The sequence below is a fragment of the Ignavibacteriota bacterium genome (genome assembly GCA_016218045.1).
In the GTDB taxonomy this organism is placed as follows: domain Bacteria; phylum Bacteroidota; class Ignavibacteria; order SZUA-365; family SZUA-365; genus JACRFB01.
Map to the genome: position 1 here is coordinate 86137 of JACRFB010000045.1, position 15411 is coordinate 101547.

General features: G+C 63.5%; 9 protein-coding genes. 5 read left to right on the top strand and 4 right to left on the bottom strand.

From position 1 onward, the window contains the following. The first annotated feature begins 15 nt into the window (after positions 1 to 15). The 5 genes from HY962_12005 to HY962_12025 are packed head-to-tail and all read left to right on the top strand — an operon-like array spanning position 16 to position 5804. Positions 16 to 1572, top strand: coding sequence for a CotH kinase family protein (locus HY962_12005; protein ID MBI5647644.1), 1557 nt, complete (start codon positions 16 to 18; stop codon positions 1570 to 1572). A gap of 30 nt (positions 1573 to 1602) precedes the next feature. Continuing rightward, positions 1603 to 3177: an aryl-sulfate sulfotransferase gene (locus HY962_12010; protein ID MBI5647645.1), complete on the top strand. Its 1575-nt coding sequence runs from the start codon at positions 1603 to 1605 to the stop codon at positions 3175 to 3177. Positions 3178 to 3237: 60 nt separating this feature from the next. Then, the gene (locus HY962_12015) at positions 3238 to 4311 is read left to right on the top strand and encodes a hypothetical protein (protein ID MBI5647646.1); all 1074 of its coding nucleotides are present in this window, start codon (positions 3238 to 3240) and stop codon (positions 4309 to 4311) included. Next, a complete protein-coding gene (locus tag HY962_12020) occupies positions 4308 to 5114 on the top strand; it encodes a polyphosphate polymerase domain-containing protein (protein MBI5647647.1) in 807 nt (268 codons plus the stop codon). The genes HY962_12015 and HY962_12020 overlap by 4 nt, the downstream gene beginning before the upstream one ends. A gap of 15 nt (positions 5115 to 5129) precedes the next feature. Further along, complete coding sequence (locus tag HY962_12025; GenBank protein ID MBI5647648.1) at positions 5130 to 5804, top strand: DUF4956 domain-containing protein; 675 nt, start codon at positions 5130 to 5132, stop codon at positions 5802 to 5804. A 19-nt stretch (positions 5805 to 5823) separates the two neighbouring features. Here the strand turns inward: HY962_12025 and HY962_12030 are convergent, their stop codons facing one another. From HY962_12030 to HY962_12045, 4 genes are all read right to left on the bottom strand, one after another. After that, complete coding sequence (locus HY962_12030; protein MBI5647649.1) at positions 5824 to 7788, bottom strand: TIGR03790 family protein; 1965 nt, start codon at positions 7786 to 7788, stop codon at positions 5824 to 5826. A 126-nt stretch (positions 7789 to 7914) separates the two neighbouring features. Next, positions 7915 to 10671 (bottom strand): right-handed parallel beta-helix repeat-containing protein, encoded by a 2757-nt coding sequence (locus HY962_12035; protein ID MBI5647650.1) that lies wholly within the window; start codon positions 10669 to 10671, stop codon positions 7915 to 7917. 7 nt (positions 10672 to 10678) lie between these two features. Next, entirely contained in the window at positions 10679 to 13039 is a 2361-nt protein-coding gene (locus HY962_12040; protein ID MBI5647651.1) for a hypothetical protein, read from the bottom strand. A 196-nt stretch (positions 13040 to 13235) separates the two neighbouring features. Continuing rightward, positions 13236 to 15248 carry a T9SS type A sorting domain-containing protein gene (locus HY962_12045; GenBank protein ID MBI5647652.1) on the bottom strand — a complete coding sequence of 671 codons (2013 nt, stop codon included), beginning with the start codon at positions 15246 to 15248 and terminating at the stop codon, positions 13236 to 13238. Positions 15249 to 15411 lie beyond the last annotated feature (163 nt).

The following is a 15411-nucleotide window of genomic DNA, read 5'->3' on the forward strand; positions in this document are numbered from 1 at the left end:
CGTATGCCGCGGCCCATGACACGACTCCTCGCCCTCGCCCTCCTGTTCGTCGCGGTCGCGCCGCTGCGCGCGCAGCAGGCCGATTCCACCGACCTGCTCTTCGACGACAGCGTGATGCACGACTTCACGCTCACGTTTTATGTGGACGGCTGGGAGGATTCGCTGCGTTGGAACTATGAACACGGCGAATTGTACATGCCCGCGCGGGTCGAGTACGGCGGGGTGGTGTTCGACAGCGTGGGCGTGCGGTACAAGGGGAATTCCTCGTACGTCCAGTCGCGCAGCACGCCGAAAAAGCCGCTCAAGTTCAAGTTCGACGAATACCGCAGCAAGCAGACCTTTTACGGAGTCAAACGTCTGAATTTCAGCAACGCGGTGAAGGATCCGACCTTCATGCGCGAGAAACTCGCCTACGACATTCTCGGCACCCTGCTCCCGGCGCCGCGCGCGGCCTATGCGCGGGTCACCGTGAACGGCACGCCGCTCGGCCTGTACACGATGGTCGAGCAGCTCGACAAGGTGTTTCTCAAGCGGCATTTCAGCGACAACGGTTTCAACCTCTACAAGGCCGCCGACAACGGCGCCACGCTCGAGTACCGGGGCGAGGAGAAGGACGCCTACAAAACCGAGTACGAGTTGGAGACCAACGAATCGAAGGACAACTGGTCGCGTTTCATCACGCTGCTCGCGGCGCTGCAGAACACGTCGCGCGAGTCTTTCGTCGAGGAACTCGGCGCGCAGCTCGACTTCGATCGCGCGATATCGGTACTTGCCTTCAACATGGCCGTGTCGAACTTCGACAGCTATACCGGGTCGGGTCGCAATTTCTATCTGTACGACGACGAGGCGAGCGGCCGATTCTCGCTGCTGCCCTGGGATCCGAACGAGGCCTTCGGCGCGTACGCCAACAACTGGAACGTGATGACACAGGACGTGGTGGCGATACCCAATCTCGCGAAGCGTCCGCTCACACGCAGAATTTTCGAGAACGACTCGCTGCGCCACGTGTATCTGGCACGGATACGCTCGATCATCGAGGGTCCGGCCTCGGTCGATTCGATGATCGCGCGCACGTCGCGGTTGAAGGCCTTCCTCGACGCTGCGGTGCAGGCCGACATACACAAGCTGTACACGTATCAGCAGTTCCTCGAGAACATCGAGCACGAGGTCTACGTGGGCATCGGCCTCCCGGTGCCCGGCCTCATCGACTTTGCCCGCGCGCGCACAACGCGGGTGCTGGAACAGCTTTCGGTGCACGACAACGTGTACGAGAACGGACCCTTCCCCTCGCAGCCGATACCGCAGGTGTGGAATTATCCGAATCCCTTCGCGACCTCCACCACGCTCAAGTTCCATCTGCTGCGCGGCGGCGAGGTGACGGTGCTGATCCACTCCATGCTCGGCGAGGAAGTGCTGCGTTTCGACGCCGGAGTGCTGCCCGCGGGCGTGCGCGAGGTGTCGATGAGCGGGACAGGACTCGCCGCGGGTGTGTACTCCGCGCGTATCCTGCTCGCGCATCCGACCGGCGGCGCATACGCCAGCGCCACACACGCGCTGCTGATCGTGAAATAACAGATCCACTCATCCTTTATTCTGTCCGCGATGTCATCCATCATACATTCCCGAAACATCCAGACGGCGTTGGTATTCTGCGCCATCCTGCTGTGTATCACCGCGGCGCCGCTCGTCTCGCAGACGGCCTACGAGGGCTACACGCTGTTTAATCCCACAAACAGCCGCAGCACGTACCTGATCGACATGAAAGGCACGACGGTCAAGACGTGGACGAACGCGCAGAGCGGCGGCTACTCGGTGTATCTGCTCCCCAACGGCAACATCATCCGACCCGCCACGTACGGATCGGCCGTGCTGCGCGGCGCGGCGTATTCGGGACTGATTCACCAGACCGACTGGAGCGGCAAGGTCGTGTGGTCGTACATCTATTCGGGCCCGACCTACATCGCACATCACGACATCTGTCCCATGCCCAACGGCAACGTGGTGTTGATCGCGTGGGAGTCGAAGACCGCGGCCGAAGCCACGGCGTTGGGGCGCAGCAACGCGGCCACGATGTGGCCGGACCATCTCGTGGAGGTGAAACCGACGGGCGCTACCACCGGCGAGATCGTGTGGGAATGGCACGCGTGGGACCATCTCGTGCAGGACAAAGATCCGGCAAAACCGAACTACGGCGTGATCTCCGAGAACCCCGGGCGTCTTAACATCAACCTCGGTTCGGTGGGTGGTGGTCCGGGCGGCGGCGACTGGCTGCACATCAACGGCGTCAGCTACAATGCCGAGGACGACTTGATCGTGATCTCGTCACATTTTATGAACGAGTTCTACGTAATCGATCACAGCACCACAACCGAGGAAGCGCGCGGCCGCACGGGTGGACGGCACGGAAAGGGCGGCGACATCCTGTACCGCTGGGGCAAGCCGTCGAATTACGGCGCGACGGGCGCCACCGTCTTTGATGTGGTGCACTGTTCGTGGTGGATTCCGAAAGGCCTTCCCGGCGAGGGACACATACTGGCGTTCAACAACGGCGCGAGCAAACGCGCGTCCACCATCGTCGAAATCGTGCCTCCCCGCGACGCCGAGGGCCGGTTCTTGAAGACGACCGGGACCGCGTTTGGACCCGCCTCGCCCGTGTGGAGTTATTCCAACGGCACACTTTTTTATTCGACACATCTCGGGGGCAATCAGCGTCTTCCGAACGGCAACACCCACATCACCGAGGCGACGGCGGGGCATCTTCTGGAAGTGAGCAGCGACGGCACCATCGTGTGGGACTACCAGTACAGCCGCGAGATCGCGCGTTCTCTGCGGTACGGGAAGGACTATCCCGGACTCGCCGCGCTTGTGACGGGCACGGACGACGTCCCCGCCGCGGCACGCACCCTGCATCTCGACGCGGCCGCTCCGAATCCTTTTCACGGCACGACGGGACTGCGTTTCGACCTGCCGGCGGACGCAACGGGGCGGCTCGTGATTTACGACGCGCTCGGTCGTATGGTGCGCACGCTGGCCGAGTCGTCGCGCGGTCCGGGCAGTTTCACCGCGGCATGGGACGGTCTCGACGCCTCGGGACGCCCCGCATCGGCAGGCACCTATTTCTGCCGGCTTGAAAGCACTGCAGGCGTGCGGCTGCAGACACTGGTACTCAGCAGATAAGAACCGGTCCGCCGCAGCCGCACTCGGGGCGGCATACGCGGAACGCGGGATGTCACACACATGAAATCACAGAAAAGAACCTACACGATCGGCGCGCTTGTCCTATGCATTCTGGCGGCCGCCTTCGTGCTGCCCATCAGTGTGCCGTACACGATCACAACCACGGGCATCGTGCTGCCGTCGAAGGAGTGGGTGTTGTTGCGCGGAGCGGGAGGGCAGATCCAGTCGGTGCTCCGCGACAATGAACGCGGCAGCGTGGGCGAGTATGCGCTTATGGAAGCGGCCCGCGGTGATGCCATGACCTTTCAGCTCTCGCCGTCGATACGGTCGCGTGCGGCCGTGCAGGCGGGTGATACGGTGGGCTGGGTGTCGTCGCCCGAACTCGCGCAGCAGCTCGCGGCGCTGGAGGGCGATCTTGCCGTGGCCCGCGCCACACTCGACGTGTCGCGCACGGGCGAAAAGCCGGCGACGGTGGAGCAGGCGACCAGGCAGGTGAATTACGCGCGCACGGCCTTCGAGGAGCAGCAGGCCATACACGCGCGGAACATGGAATTACACGGGCGGCAGGCAATTTCGGATCAGGAGTTCCAGATCTCGCGCGACCGGCTCGCTCTGCTGCGCATCGGCATCGACATCGCGCGCGCGCAGCTCGACGTGGTGTCGACCGGCATGAAGAGCGAGGAGCAGCAGGCTCGCGCCGCCTTGATCGACGCCCGCCGCGCCGAGATTGAGGCGCTGCGCCGGCGTTTGATGCGGCTCGTGCGTGTCTCGCCCCTCAGCGGTCTCGTGCGCGCATCATGGTCGCCCGACACGCTGCTCGTCGTGCAGGACACCAGCGCCAGCGCCCTGCTGCTTCCGGTGCGCATCGCACACGCGCAGCATCTGCATGCGGATCAGGAAGTGCGTCTTTCGCTGCGCGGCACCGACATGAGCGGCACCGCGCGCATCACACGCGCGGGCGAGGGCGCGCAGACCATCGCGGGCGAGATGTTCGTGATCGCCGCGGCGCAAGTACGCGCCGTGTCGATGCTGCCGCCCGCGGGAACACGTCTGCGCTGCACCATCGCCTGCGGCGACGTGTCGCTCGGCGAGTATCTGCGCAGGACGGTGCAGGATTGGACGAGGGGCCGGTGATTCCCTCGAAGTGCGAATACAAGTACCTCGTGCCCGTCGATCGCATCGACGCGTTGCGCGAGGCGCTGTTGCCGTACACGGTGCTCGATCCCTACGCGGCCAGGACGGGGCAGGGTGAATACACCGTGCGCTCGGTGTATCTCGACACGCCCGACATGGCCGCGTACCGCGAGAAGATCGAAGGAGTGCGCGCGCGGCGCAAGTATCGCATCCGCAGTTACAATCAGTACGATCCCGAGGCGGCCGCCTTCCTGGAGATCAAACGCAAGGAGGGAAGCCGCGTCTCGAAATTCCGCGCGCGGCTGGCCCTGAAGGATCTCCCCTCGTTGTACAGCAACGGCGAGGGTTTCGGTGGCACGCCGCAGCCGATGCCGCAGAACGCCGACGCGGACGGCATCGGCATGTTTCTCGGCCGCTGCCGTATGCTCCGGCTCAGGCCCGTCGTGCTTGTTGTGTACGAACGCGAGCCCTTCCTCGGGCGGGTGCAGCCGAGTCTGCGCATCACGCTCGACAAGAACCTGCGCGGCGCGCCGGCCCCGCTGCCATCCGCGCTGTTCGAGGACGGCGTGTCCTTCACCGCGATGCGCCGCCATTGCACGCTCGAGGTGAAGTTCGAACACGGCATGCCCGGCTGGCTGCGCGAAATTCTGTTCCGCTTCGGACTGCAACGCCGCGCCCTTTCGAAGTACACCCTCTGTTACGATGCCATCACGAGCACGCCCGGCGGCCTCCGCGCCTCGCTTCCCGCCAGTGCAGGCAGCGGGCCCGCCGCCGTGCACGAATGGCTCTTCCCCGTACACTGATCAACGGGTCACCACGTGTTTTCCGACTTCCAATCGCTCGATCTCTTCCCCTCGTCGCCCGGCGACATCCTCTGGAACCTCGTCCTGGCGCTGTTGTGCGGACTCGCCATCGCCTTTGTGTACCGGCGCACCGCGAACGGCTCAGGATACGCGCCCTCCTTCCTCAACTCGCTCGTGCTGCTGACGCTGATCACCGCGCTCGTGATAATGATCATCGGCAACAATCTGGCGCGCGCGTTCGGTCTCGTCGGCGCAATGTCCATTATCCGTTTCCGCACCGCCGTGAAGGACACGATCGACATCGTCTTTATTTTCTTCGCGCTCGGCGTCGGACTTGCCGCCGGCTCGGGATCACACGCGATAGCCGTGACGGGCACGATCTTCATCGGCGCGGTCATCATGCTGCTGTCGCGTATGCCCGCCACCGCCGGACGCCGCCGGGAATATCTGCTGCGCATCTCACTCGAGGGCGGCGATGCGGCATCGACGGCGCATCTCGACGTCATCGAGCGCTACTGCCGCAAACACCGCATGGTGGACGTCACCGCGCGGGGCGGCAGCGAGGCCATGGAGCTGTCGTATTACGTACACGTGAAGGACGCCGACCGCAATCAGGAGTTCATCCGCGACCTGCGCGCGGTCCCGAGTATCGGACACGTCAGTCTCTTTTTCGACGACGAGCAGTACTGATCCGCGCGCCGCGCGTGTTTCAGCGCGCGATGAGGGTGCGCGCCGCCGATCCGGCCGCGGTCGAGACCGTGATCCGGTACAATCCCGGCGCGGCGCCGCCGGCGTCCCACACAAACGTGGACACACCGGGTGTTGCCTGCTCGAGGGTGTGACGCGCGACACAGCGGCCCAGCGCGTCGAAGATGCGCAGGTCCGCGAGACCCGCGCGCGGCAGCTCGAGCGTGATGGTCGCGCGGCCATCGACGGGGTGCGGCGTGCAGCCGAGTATGCGTGGCGCGGCCGCGGGAGCGCCGCGTTGTTCTAGGCCTGTGCGTCCTGTCATCACACGCACCAGACGCGTCACACGACCGGTGCAGGGACCGTTCGACGTCTCGAGCGTGACGGTGAACACGCCGATGCGATCGAAGGTGTGTGTAACCGCGGCGCCTGTGGATAGGGGAGTACCATCTCCGAAATTCCACGACTGTGTGACGGCCCCGCGCGTGGTGTCGGTGCACAGCACGCGTCCACCCTCGTCGAGGTACACCGTGTCGTGATCCGTCGTGAAGCCGGCCGCGAGTTTCTCGGCGACTGTCACTGTATGCTGCGCCCACCCGCGCCCGACGAAGTTTTCGTTGAAGAAGCTGATCGTGTGTGAGCCTGGCACGGGCATCACGCGTGAGAGCAGCGAATCGCGGCCTATCCACAGCGGATGGCGCTCGTCGTACGGCAGTCCGGCCGCCTTCACCGCGTTTGAATCGCCCGCGAACCAGAGCATGTTTCCGTCGAGCGCGCCCCGCGCGATGAAGGTCGGGGCGTCGCCCGCGCAGACCGCCGTGGGCGCCTCGATCATCGGCGCGGGCACGGGCGGGCGCGCTGCAATGATCGAGGTCTTGGGATCGCCCACAACGACAGCCATCCACGACATCGTCGGATTCGCCATGTAGAAACTTTCGGCAAGATTGTATCCCGAGGTGTAGCGGTCGAACAGGGTGTTCACCCAGGTCAGCGCCACGCTGAACGGCTCGAAGACGTAGCCGCTTGCGCCGGTGCAGCCCTCGGCGATCAGATCGGCGATGCGCGATTGGCCGGCAGTCTGCCCGGGAGTGAAATTCCGCGCCGAGGTCGACACGTAGGTCTCCGCGACGGATCCGGGCAGCCACGTGTTCGCGGGTCGCGCGAACTGCGCGTAGTGGTGATCGAAATGGTCGTTCGATCCCCAGCTCGTGTAGCCGAGAACGGAGCGCTGCTGTGTCACGTAGATCGAATCGCGATTCAGCAGCACGCGCCAGCCGCGGCTCTGGAGTATCTGCGCGGCCGCCGGAAGATTGTTGTTGTACGTCGCGTCGATCGGCACGGGATCCATGTCGAGCACAAACTGCGCGCTGTCGCGGTTCACCATTGTGAACGGTCCGCTCCGGTCGATGAGCGCGAAGACGTCGGCGCGTGTCAGGCCGGTGAGGCGCGTCACCAGGAACATGTCGTAGAATGTGGAGTTGTTCGGAATGGTTTTCCTGCGCGCGTAGTGCTCGGTCTGTCGGAAATAGGGATGCACACGGATGGAACTGGGCGGCACTATCAGTGTCGCCTGCCCGATGTGTGTGCTCCACTGCCCGAGGATCAGCATGAGTTCGGCGTCGACAGACGCGGACCTGGAATTGAGATCGCCCCCCGTGCCGCCCCTGTCCACGCGGTGCGGCAGTCCCTTTGTCAGCACGAGATAATTGAGCGAATCGACCAGCCGCGTGCCGGTGAGATACTGCTCGATCTGCGCGCGCAGGACGGTGAAAACACTGTCGTTGATCGTCTCGTTCGCGGGGACACGGACGCGGATGATGTTGCGCGCGGGCAGTCCGCGCTTCTGCGCGAAGTACTCGCCGATGGCGACGGAATTCGAATCGTTGTCATTGATGACCAGGCCGACATCGCGGTAATCGACTGGTGCTTGCCCGCGGAGCTGCGGGGCGAGGAGGACGAGTAGAAGTACCATCAGGAACCGGTGCATGGGAAACAGGTCTCTCCGTACAATGAGGGCGGGATCGTGTGTTTCGATCGTAAACACAAATATTTCCCCCGCCTCCCCCGAATAAAAGGACAAAGAGAGACGATGTTGCAAATATTGCAGACGTCCCTAGAGTCGCTGGAAACGTGTGAAGTGCCGCCCGCCGTGTGTGTCGCAGACTTCGAGTATGTACATGCCCGGGGCGGGGAGTGTGGAGGTGTCGAAGGTGCCGCGTCCGTCGATCTCGAGCAGCGCGGTGATGTCGGCGGCACGCCTCCCGAGCGCGTCGTACAGCACCGCCGTGTGTACGCCCGGGACATCGGCCAGAATCTCGACCGCACCGCGCGTGGGATTGGGCCACAGCGTGATGCGCGGCACGCGAGGCGCGGGTGGCGGCGCGAGAGCGGCGGGACCGTCGCGCGCGACGAGTATGACGGACGAGTAGGGCGCCAGCACCACGGAGCCCCGCACGAGATTGCTGTCGAGATCCACGTACACACCGCGGGGCACATCAATGCGCCGCGCGGCCCCGCTTTCGTTGACGAGGATCGGGAAAAGGGAATCGACCGGCAGCAACGCGGCGTTCACCCGTGTCACCACAATGTTGTCGAGCCAGTACTGCGAGTTCGACGAGACACACTCGAGTCGCGCGCGCACCTGTGCCTTCGGCCGGAAGACATAAGCGTACTCGCGCCGCGCGCGTGTGGTGAGGAAGAGACGCTCGTGCAGCACGTTCCACACCGCGGCGTCCTCGCGGAAACGTATAGCCACGCGTCCGATGTTGGAGGGATCCGAAACGCTGAAACGCACGAGGTAGGTGTTCGCGGTGTCGAGCCGCTGCGTCAGCATCGTCCAGAACGTCTTGCCGCCCGTGCTGTTTTTTTTCAGGCGCACGCAGCGGCCGTCGAGCACGCCCTCGACAATGCTGGCGCTGTCGGAGAAGAACCAGCCCTGCAGCCCCGTTTCGAAGGTGGAATTTGCGACGAGCGAAACACCGAGCGTGTCAAACACGCGGTACTCGTGGGGGAGGGTCGCGAAGCCCGCCGTGGTGTTGCGGTCGTGTCCCGTCCCGCGCCAGCCGCGCAGATCCCACAGCAGTTCGCCCGATGACGAATCGGGTTTCTGCCGCACGACGGGGAATTCGGTGTACGGATTCCAGTAGCGGTTGCTGTCGATGTCGCTCGCGTCGGGTTCCATGAGGAAATTTTCCCAGCGCAGGGAACAGGCGAGAGGATCGACGGAGAAAAACGTGTTGGATGTGACGGTGTTCTGGAGCGGACCCGGAGTTTTGCGGTTCATGGTGAACGCGGCCACGCGCGCGCCGTACACGGTGTTGCGCGTGACGTGTTCCTGCTTCGCATTGGTGAGACCGATGCCGACCACCACGCCGATCACGGTGTTGTTCCGAATCGTGTCGCCGCTGCGGAAATCCGGATATATGCCGCGCGCGCCATTCGCCGCGAACTGCGGGAAGGGGCCGTAACTCGACCGCACGATGTTCTCCTCGTGCACACTCGCGCCCAGCGGCATCAGGCCGCCGCAGTCGTTGTACGACAGGCACGGTTCGTCGATCACGTTGCCGCGCACATGTACGCCCGGACCTCCCGCCGTGATGCCCTGCCTGCCGCAGCGCAGCATGCGGTTCTCCTCGATGACGGTGTTGATGCCGCTCGCTTGTATGCCGATCCCGTAGTCGTAATACCCGTAGCCGCGCCACTGGTCGGGCTTGCTGTTTTGACCCAGCGCATTTCGTATACCGATGTCCGAAAATGTGTTGCCGCGCAGCGTGCCTTCCTCGAGGTTGCGCGCGTCGATGCCGGTGCGCAGCGTGTGCTCGAAGCGGCACCCGATGACGCGTACGAGACGGACGCGCACTTCGGGCGGACCGCCGCTGCCCCACACTTGCACGCCGTGTTTCATGCCGGTGAAATGGCAGCGTTCGATGGTCACATCGTCGGAACGTATGCACCAGATCCCGGCGATTTTCTGATTGCGGAACGAGATATCTCGCACCACGATGTGCGGAGTCTGCCAGGCGTTGATGCCGAACGACGTCGAACTCGCGAGCAGGGTGTCGCCCGCGGCCGGCGGCCTGCCTCCCGCGAATCGCACCCACAGCCGGCGCGCCGCGGCGTCGTAATACCATTCGTCGTCCGCGTCGAGATAGGCGAGTCCCGCCGAGAGGAAATACAAACGATTCCCGATAAACGCGGCGCCGCGCAGTGTGTCCATCGCGGCCCTGCCGGTCGCGGGATCGTATGAACGGATTTCACGCGTCGAGACGCCGTAGGGATCGTAGGCCGTGACGTGTGTGCCGACGAGGTCGGTCGCGCGTGGAAACGGCATCCGTAGCGCGCTGTCGGTGAAGACGAGCGAGTATTCGCAGCAGTGGCTGCCCGGATTGCCGCCGGTCACGGCTTGTGCGACGAGGTATCCCTCGTTGGGGTGCCGCGCCGGCGTCAGCACGCGGCCGTTGAAAAACAGGTTGGCCGGCTCGCCGTCGTTCATCGCGGTCATGCTCACGTTGTCGTGCACAAATATCCCGCGGCCCGCGGAGGTCCATCCCGTGACGGGAAGGGACGTCGCGCCGCACAGCACGGGCGCGTCGCCGTTGCCGTACGCGCCATACACGACGGGCCGCGACGGACTTCCCGCTTTTGCCGCGATCTCGCCGAAGAAGACGTCGCCTCTGTGGAAGTACACTGTGTCGCCGCCCTTCAGCGCGAGCTGATTTACGCGCGCGATACTCCGGAACGCCGAGGCGGGCGTGCGCCCGTCGAAGGTGTCGTTGCCCGCGCGCGCGTCGACGTACCACGTGTCGGCAGCGGCCGCGGCCCACGGAAGCAGGCAGAGACACACCCCGAGCCGAAGCACCGCGCGCCGCATGTGTGCCTCAGGGAAGCACAACAAACGCGCGCGCCGTGCCCGCAGCAGCGTGTCTGGCACGGATGAAATACAGTCCCGGTCCCGGCAACGCGGACGCGTCGAGTACGCCGCCCGATGTCGGATTCACGCGCAGCACTTCACGGCCGAGCCGGTCCAGAACCACCGCGCCCTGATCCAACACCATTGAACGAATGACCGCACGTCCATGTAACGGGACCGGATTCGGGAAGATTTCTATACCACTTTCCGATGAGATGCCAAGCACGCGTGCTATCGGTGAATACGTGTGTGTGCCGTCGGCATCCACACCGCGGACGCGGTACTCGAGCGCGATGTTCGGTGCATTGCGGTCGTGTGTTTCGTATTCCGCCGCACGTCCGCGCGCCTGCAGCACCGCGACCGGTGTCCATGGCTCCGCACCATCCGCGGCGCGGCGCTCGACCTCGTGAATGACGGCCTTGCGCTCATCGGCGGTACTCCAGCGAAGTGCGACATCGTGACCGTCTCTCACAGCGCTGATGGCGGTGAATCGCACGGGTACCATCACGCCCGAGCGGTACACACCGTCGGTCAGATTACCCAGATACAGGTATTGGTCCGCTGCGACGTGCAGTGTGGTGATGGTTCCCGGCGGAAGGTCCCCGGTGATGTTTGTCCAACGGTCGCCACTGTTGGCAGATGTGAAGACGGAATCAGTCCATGCAGCAAAGATGTGCCCGTTGACCTGGTTGATCGCGAGCGAGGCGGTACCTTGTAACGCACTCCGCGCCGGGAGTTTCTTCGTCCATGTTGAACCGCCGTCGATCGACCTGTAGATGCCGTCGTTGCCGGCTGCGAACACCGCGCCGTCGGCGCTGCGCACAGCGAGACGCAGCACACGGGTGAACGGCACGCCGGTGATTTCGGTCCATGAAACGCCATTGTTGGTGGAGCGGTGCAGACCTCCGACCTGCGCCGACCCCGCGAGGAAAGTGCCCGCACCGACGGCTGCGAGACAGGACACGTCGCGCGACGCAACACTCCCCGTCGCACGCGCCCATGTCACGCCGTCGTTCACGGTGCGAAACACGCCGCTGTCGGATGCGCCCACGAGGATGAGCCCGGCCGCGCCAAGCACTATGTCGTTGCACATGCGTGAACGAAATCCGGGCATGGAATGGGACCAGGTAAGACCGCGGTTTGTTGATTGCGAGAGCCCCCTGCTGCCGGCCACGAACCACGTGCTGTCGGGAAGGCGCGAGACGAATGCGGCGACATCGACTCCGCCGAGTCCGTGTCGCTGCCACAGAGCGCCCTGATTTATTGTGCGGAAGAGGCCGCCGAAGCGTACGCCGGCCACGAGTCCGCCGGCCGCATCCGTCGCGAGACAGCGCATCCAGGCGATGTCGAGCCCGTTGTCCTTCGGCCACCAGTTGGCGCCGTTGTTCGAGGACTTCCATACGCCGTTTCCGTAGGTGGCGGCGACAAGATCCGCGTGCTGATTCAGTATCACGTTGCGTACATCGCCGTTGGGGATTCCCGCGCCTATCTGCGACCATGTCACCCCGAGGTCGTCGCTCTGGAACACCCCGTTGCCCGCGGTGGAGGCATGTATGGTCAGACTCGTCACTCCCATGGTGAGGTGCTGCACGACATACGGCACAAGACCTCCTTGCGACCAGGTCGCGCCGTTGTCACTGGATTGCAGCACGCCGCCGGAGGCGGTGCCCGCGTAGAGATGGTTGTTTGTGGGAACAAACAGCAGCGCGGTGATGCTCGCCGTGGTGATACCCGTGTTGGCGGGCAGCCACGTATCGGCCGCATCAGTACTGCGGAAGACGCCGCCGCCGGCAGTCCCGGCGAAGATGTGCCCATTCGGTTTGGTCGCGAGACAGAGGATGTCGGTGGAAGCGAGTCCACTCGTGCGCAGCGACCAACTGAATCCGTTGTTTGTGCTGCGCCATATGCCGTCCGTTGAGGCGGCCACTATCACACCGCCGCCCGGGAAGGCGCAATCGACAATGTTTTTACTCGGAGGACCGATGGAAGTCCAGGTCTGCGCGGTATCGGTTGATACATACACGCCATTCAGCGCGGTGCATAGATAGAGGTGATCGGTGAGGGGGTCGCGGGCGATATTTGTGGCCCAATTGCCGCCAAGCCCCGTCGATGCGTCGCGCCAGGACTCCGCGTGATCTGTCGAACGGTACACGCGTCCGTACGCGGTGGTCAGAACGATCACACCGCCGGGATGTTTGTGCACTTGTGTACATGGCGCGGCCGCAGGTCCGGCCGTACGGATCCAATTCCATTGACCGTGCGCAACTCCGGCGCACAGTGTCGCACCAACGACTGCGACGATGAGGGTTCTCTGAAGGAGCGGCATCATGCACCTCGGCGTTGGTTCAGGGACATTCCGAACGCTGAAATCTACGATGTTTCATATCTACTTGCAGGGAATTATTCGGTCGCCTGGAAAAAATATCACATGCGCAAGTTCCGCATCACAGGAATAAAAAAACGGAGGCCGCGCGTGGCGGCCTCCGTCCAGTGCGCGGTCGGGAGTGTTCCCGACCGGCGTCAGATTACTTGACCAGTGTCATCGACCGGGCGGTGGTGAAGCGGCCGCTCTCGAGACGGTACATGTACACACCGCTCGGCAGAGCCGACGCGTCGAACAGCACCTGATGCGAACCGGCTTCGAGCTGCTGATCGAAGACGCTTGCCACTTCGCGGCCGAGGGTGTTGTACACCTTCAGCGACGTGTGACCCGCCTGCGGCAGCGTGAACGCGATGGTCGTGCTCGGGTTGAAGGGGTTCGGATAATTCTGCGCGAGGCGGAAATCGCCCGGGGCATCCGAGATCTTTTCGACGCTCAGTACCGCATCGACTTTCACACCCTTGACATACCACATGATGTTGTCCGAATTGTTCGGATCGTCGTCGACGCGTTCGCCGACACCCCACTCGGTGAAGACCATGTGCATTTCACCGCCATTGCCTGCGAAGTGCGCAAGCTTCGTGTACTTCACGTCCACTTCGGTGCTGTTGGTCACCTTGGCGGGAGCGGTCCAACCCATGTTGCCGCCGCGGCTGTCGACGTGACGACCGGCGACCCACGCGTTGCGGATCGTATCGGAGAAGAGCACGAGCTGATTCTGAGAATTAATCGCGGCATAGGGGTGCTTCAAGGTCGAGTCGACTTCCACCCATTTTGCGTAGACTTTGTCGCCCGCGACGTTCACTGCCCAATGCGGTTCGTGATAGATCACATCCGCGCGGCCCGCGGACGGCTGATACGATGCACGGAAACCGCGGATCTCACGGAGCGGCGCGATCAGGTTCATGTAGTAATTCGAACCCTGACGTCCGACTTCGCACAGGTACGTGCTGTCGACGTGGGTGATCGAGAACTGATTGCTGTCGGCCGATGCAAGCGGATTGTACGGGTTGTTATCCGTCGAAGCCGTCACGAGGAAGTGCGGTTCGCCGTACTTGTCGTACACGACGTCGAGATCGCCGACGGAAAGCTGCGGGGCGATGCCCTGGCCCGCGTCCACGTTCAGCGGCGCCGGAAGGTTCGGCAGGTCCTGCAGACTGATGTAGTTCGGATCGACCGGCCACGTCGCGCCACCGTCGGTGGATTCGAGGTAGGCGATGCGGTGTTCCGCGTTGATGTAATTATACGTGTCGTCCTGATTGAGCTGGATTGCGATGTACGCAAAGATGACCTTCTGTCCGTCACGGCTCACGTCGGCGCAGATGCCCGTCGCGCTTGTGCCCGCCGGGATGTTTGCGGTGGACCAGGAAGGATCGAGATTCGGATTCACGGGTTCCCAGGTCAGGCCGCCGTCGGTCGATGCGAGCAGATGGTAACCGCCCGTGCTCTGACCGTTGGAGGGCTCGACTGCGTCGGCGAAGGTGTACACCTTGTTGGCGCCGTTGGCAACCATAATCTGCATCGGGATCGACCAGTTCGGAGGCGTCGGCCATTTTTTGTACTGACGACTACCCGCTGCAAACGTGCTCGTGAGGGCGTTCACTTCGCCCCAGGTCGGATCGACGCCGGGATACGGGACAACCTGCGGCCACAGCACCACGACCTTCGCGTCGGCGGGCGTGGTGGACTGCGTCGGATTGTAGATGCCGACGTTCGGATAACGCGGCGATGTGGAGGTGGCGACGTTTGTCGACGGTGCGCTCCACGTAGCGCCGTGATCGGAAGAATAACGCATGATGATCGTGTTGCCGACGCTCGCGGAGGCGCGGTCGTTGCCGCGATGCACCGCAACCACGGTGTTGGTCGCGGGATCACAGGCGATCTGAAGACGGTTGGAACCGATTGTTGCGAACGTGTTGGCCATAAGACCAATCTGGAACAGCTCGTTCGCGACACGCGGGGGCTGCTGGGAAGCGGTCTTGCGCATAGGCGCAGGGGCGGGTTCCAGTGCCAAGTCCGCCGCGGGACGGGCGGTTTCGGATACGGGGATGTTGATGAGTGCCGACTTGAGATGCTCGGGCACCCGCACATGCGTCTGCTGCGCGCGTCCCGTCGTAACGAGCACGACGAGCGCCGCCAGAAGTAACGCTTTTCTCATGAAAGAAATCCTCCAGGTGTTGAAATAAATCGACACGATTCCGGTTCGAATCTGTCTATGAATGAGTGAACGTATTTCCATGGATGTGTTCCAATGCACTCCTGTATCGCCGCGAGCGAGAATGTTGTGCCGGAAAGCGGGCTTTGGATGTCGCTGCGGCGCG

Bases quoted from the DNA above. Each gene is read 5' to 3' on its own strand.
- HY962_12005 (MBI5647644.1), top strand. From the start codon at position 16: ATGACACGACTCCTCGCCCTCGCCCTCCTGTTCGTCGCGGTCGCGCCG.
- HY962_12010 (MBI5647645.1), top strand. From the start codon at position 1,603: ATGTCATCCATCATACATTCCCGAAACATCCAGACGGCGTTGGTATTC.
- HY962_12015 (MBI5647646.1), top strand. From the start codon at position 3,238: ATGAAATCACAGAAAAGAACCTACACGATCGGCGCGCTTGTCCTATGC.
- HY962_12030 (MBI5647649.1), bottom strand. From the start codon at position 7,788: ATGCACCGGTTCCTGATGGTACTTCTACTCGTCCTCCTCGCCCCGCAG.
- HY962_12035 (MBI5647650.1), bottom strand. From the start codon at position 10,671: ATGCGGCGCGCGGTGCTTCGGCTCGGGGTGTGTCTCTGCCTGCTTCCG.
- HY962_12040 (MBI5647651.1), bottom strand. From the start codon at position 13,039: ATGATGCCGCTCCTTCAGAGAACCCTCATCGTCGCAGTCGTTGGTGCG.
- HY962_12045 (MBI5647652.1), bottom strand. From the start codon at position 15,248: ATGAGAAAAGCGTTACTTCTGGCGGCGCTCGTCGTGCTCGTTACGACG.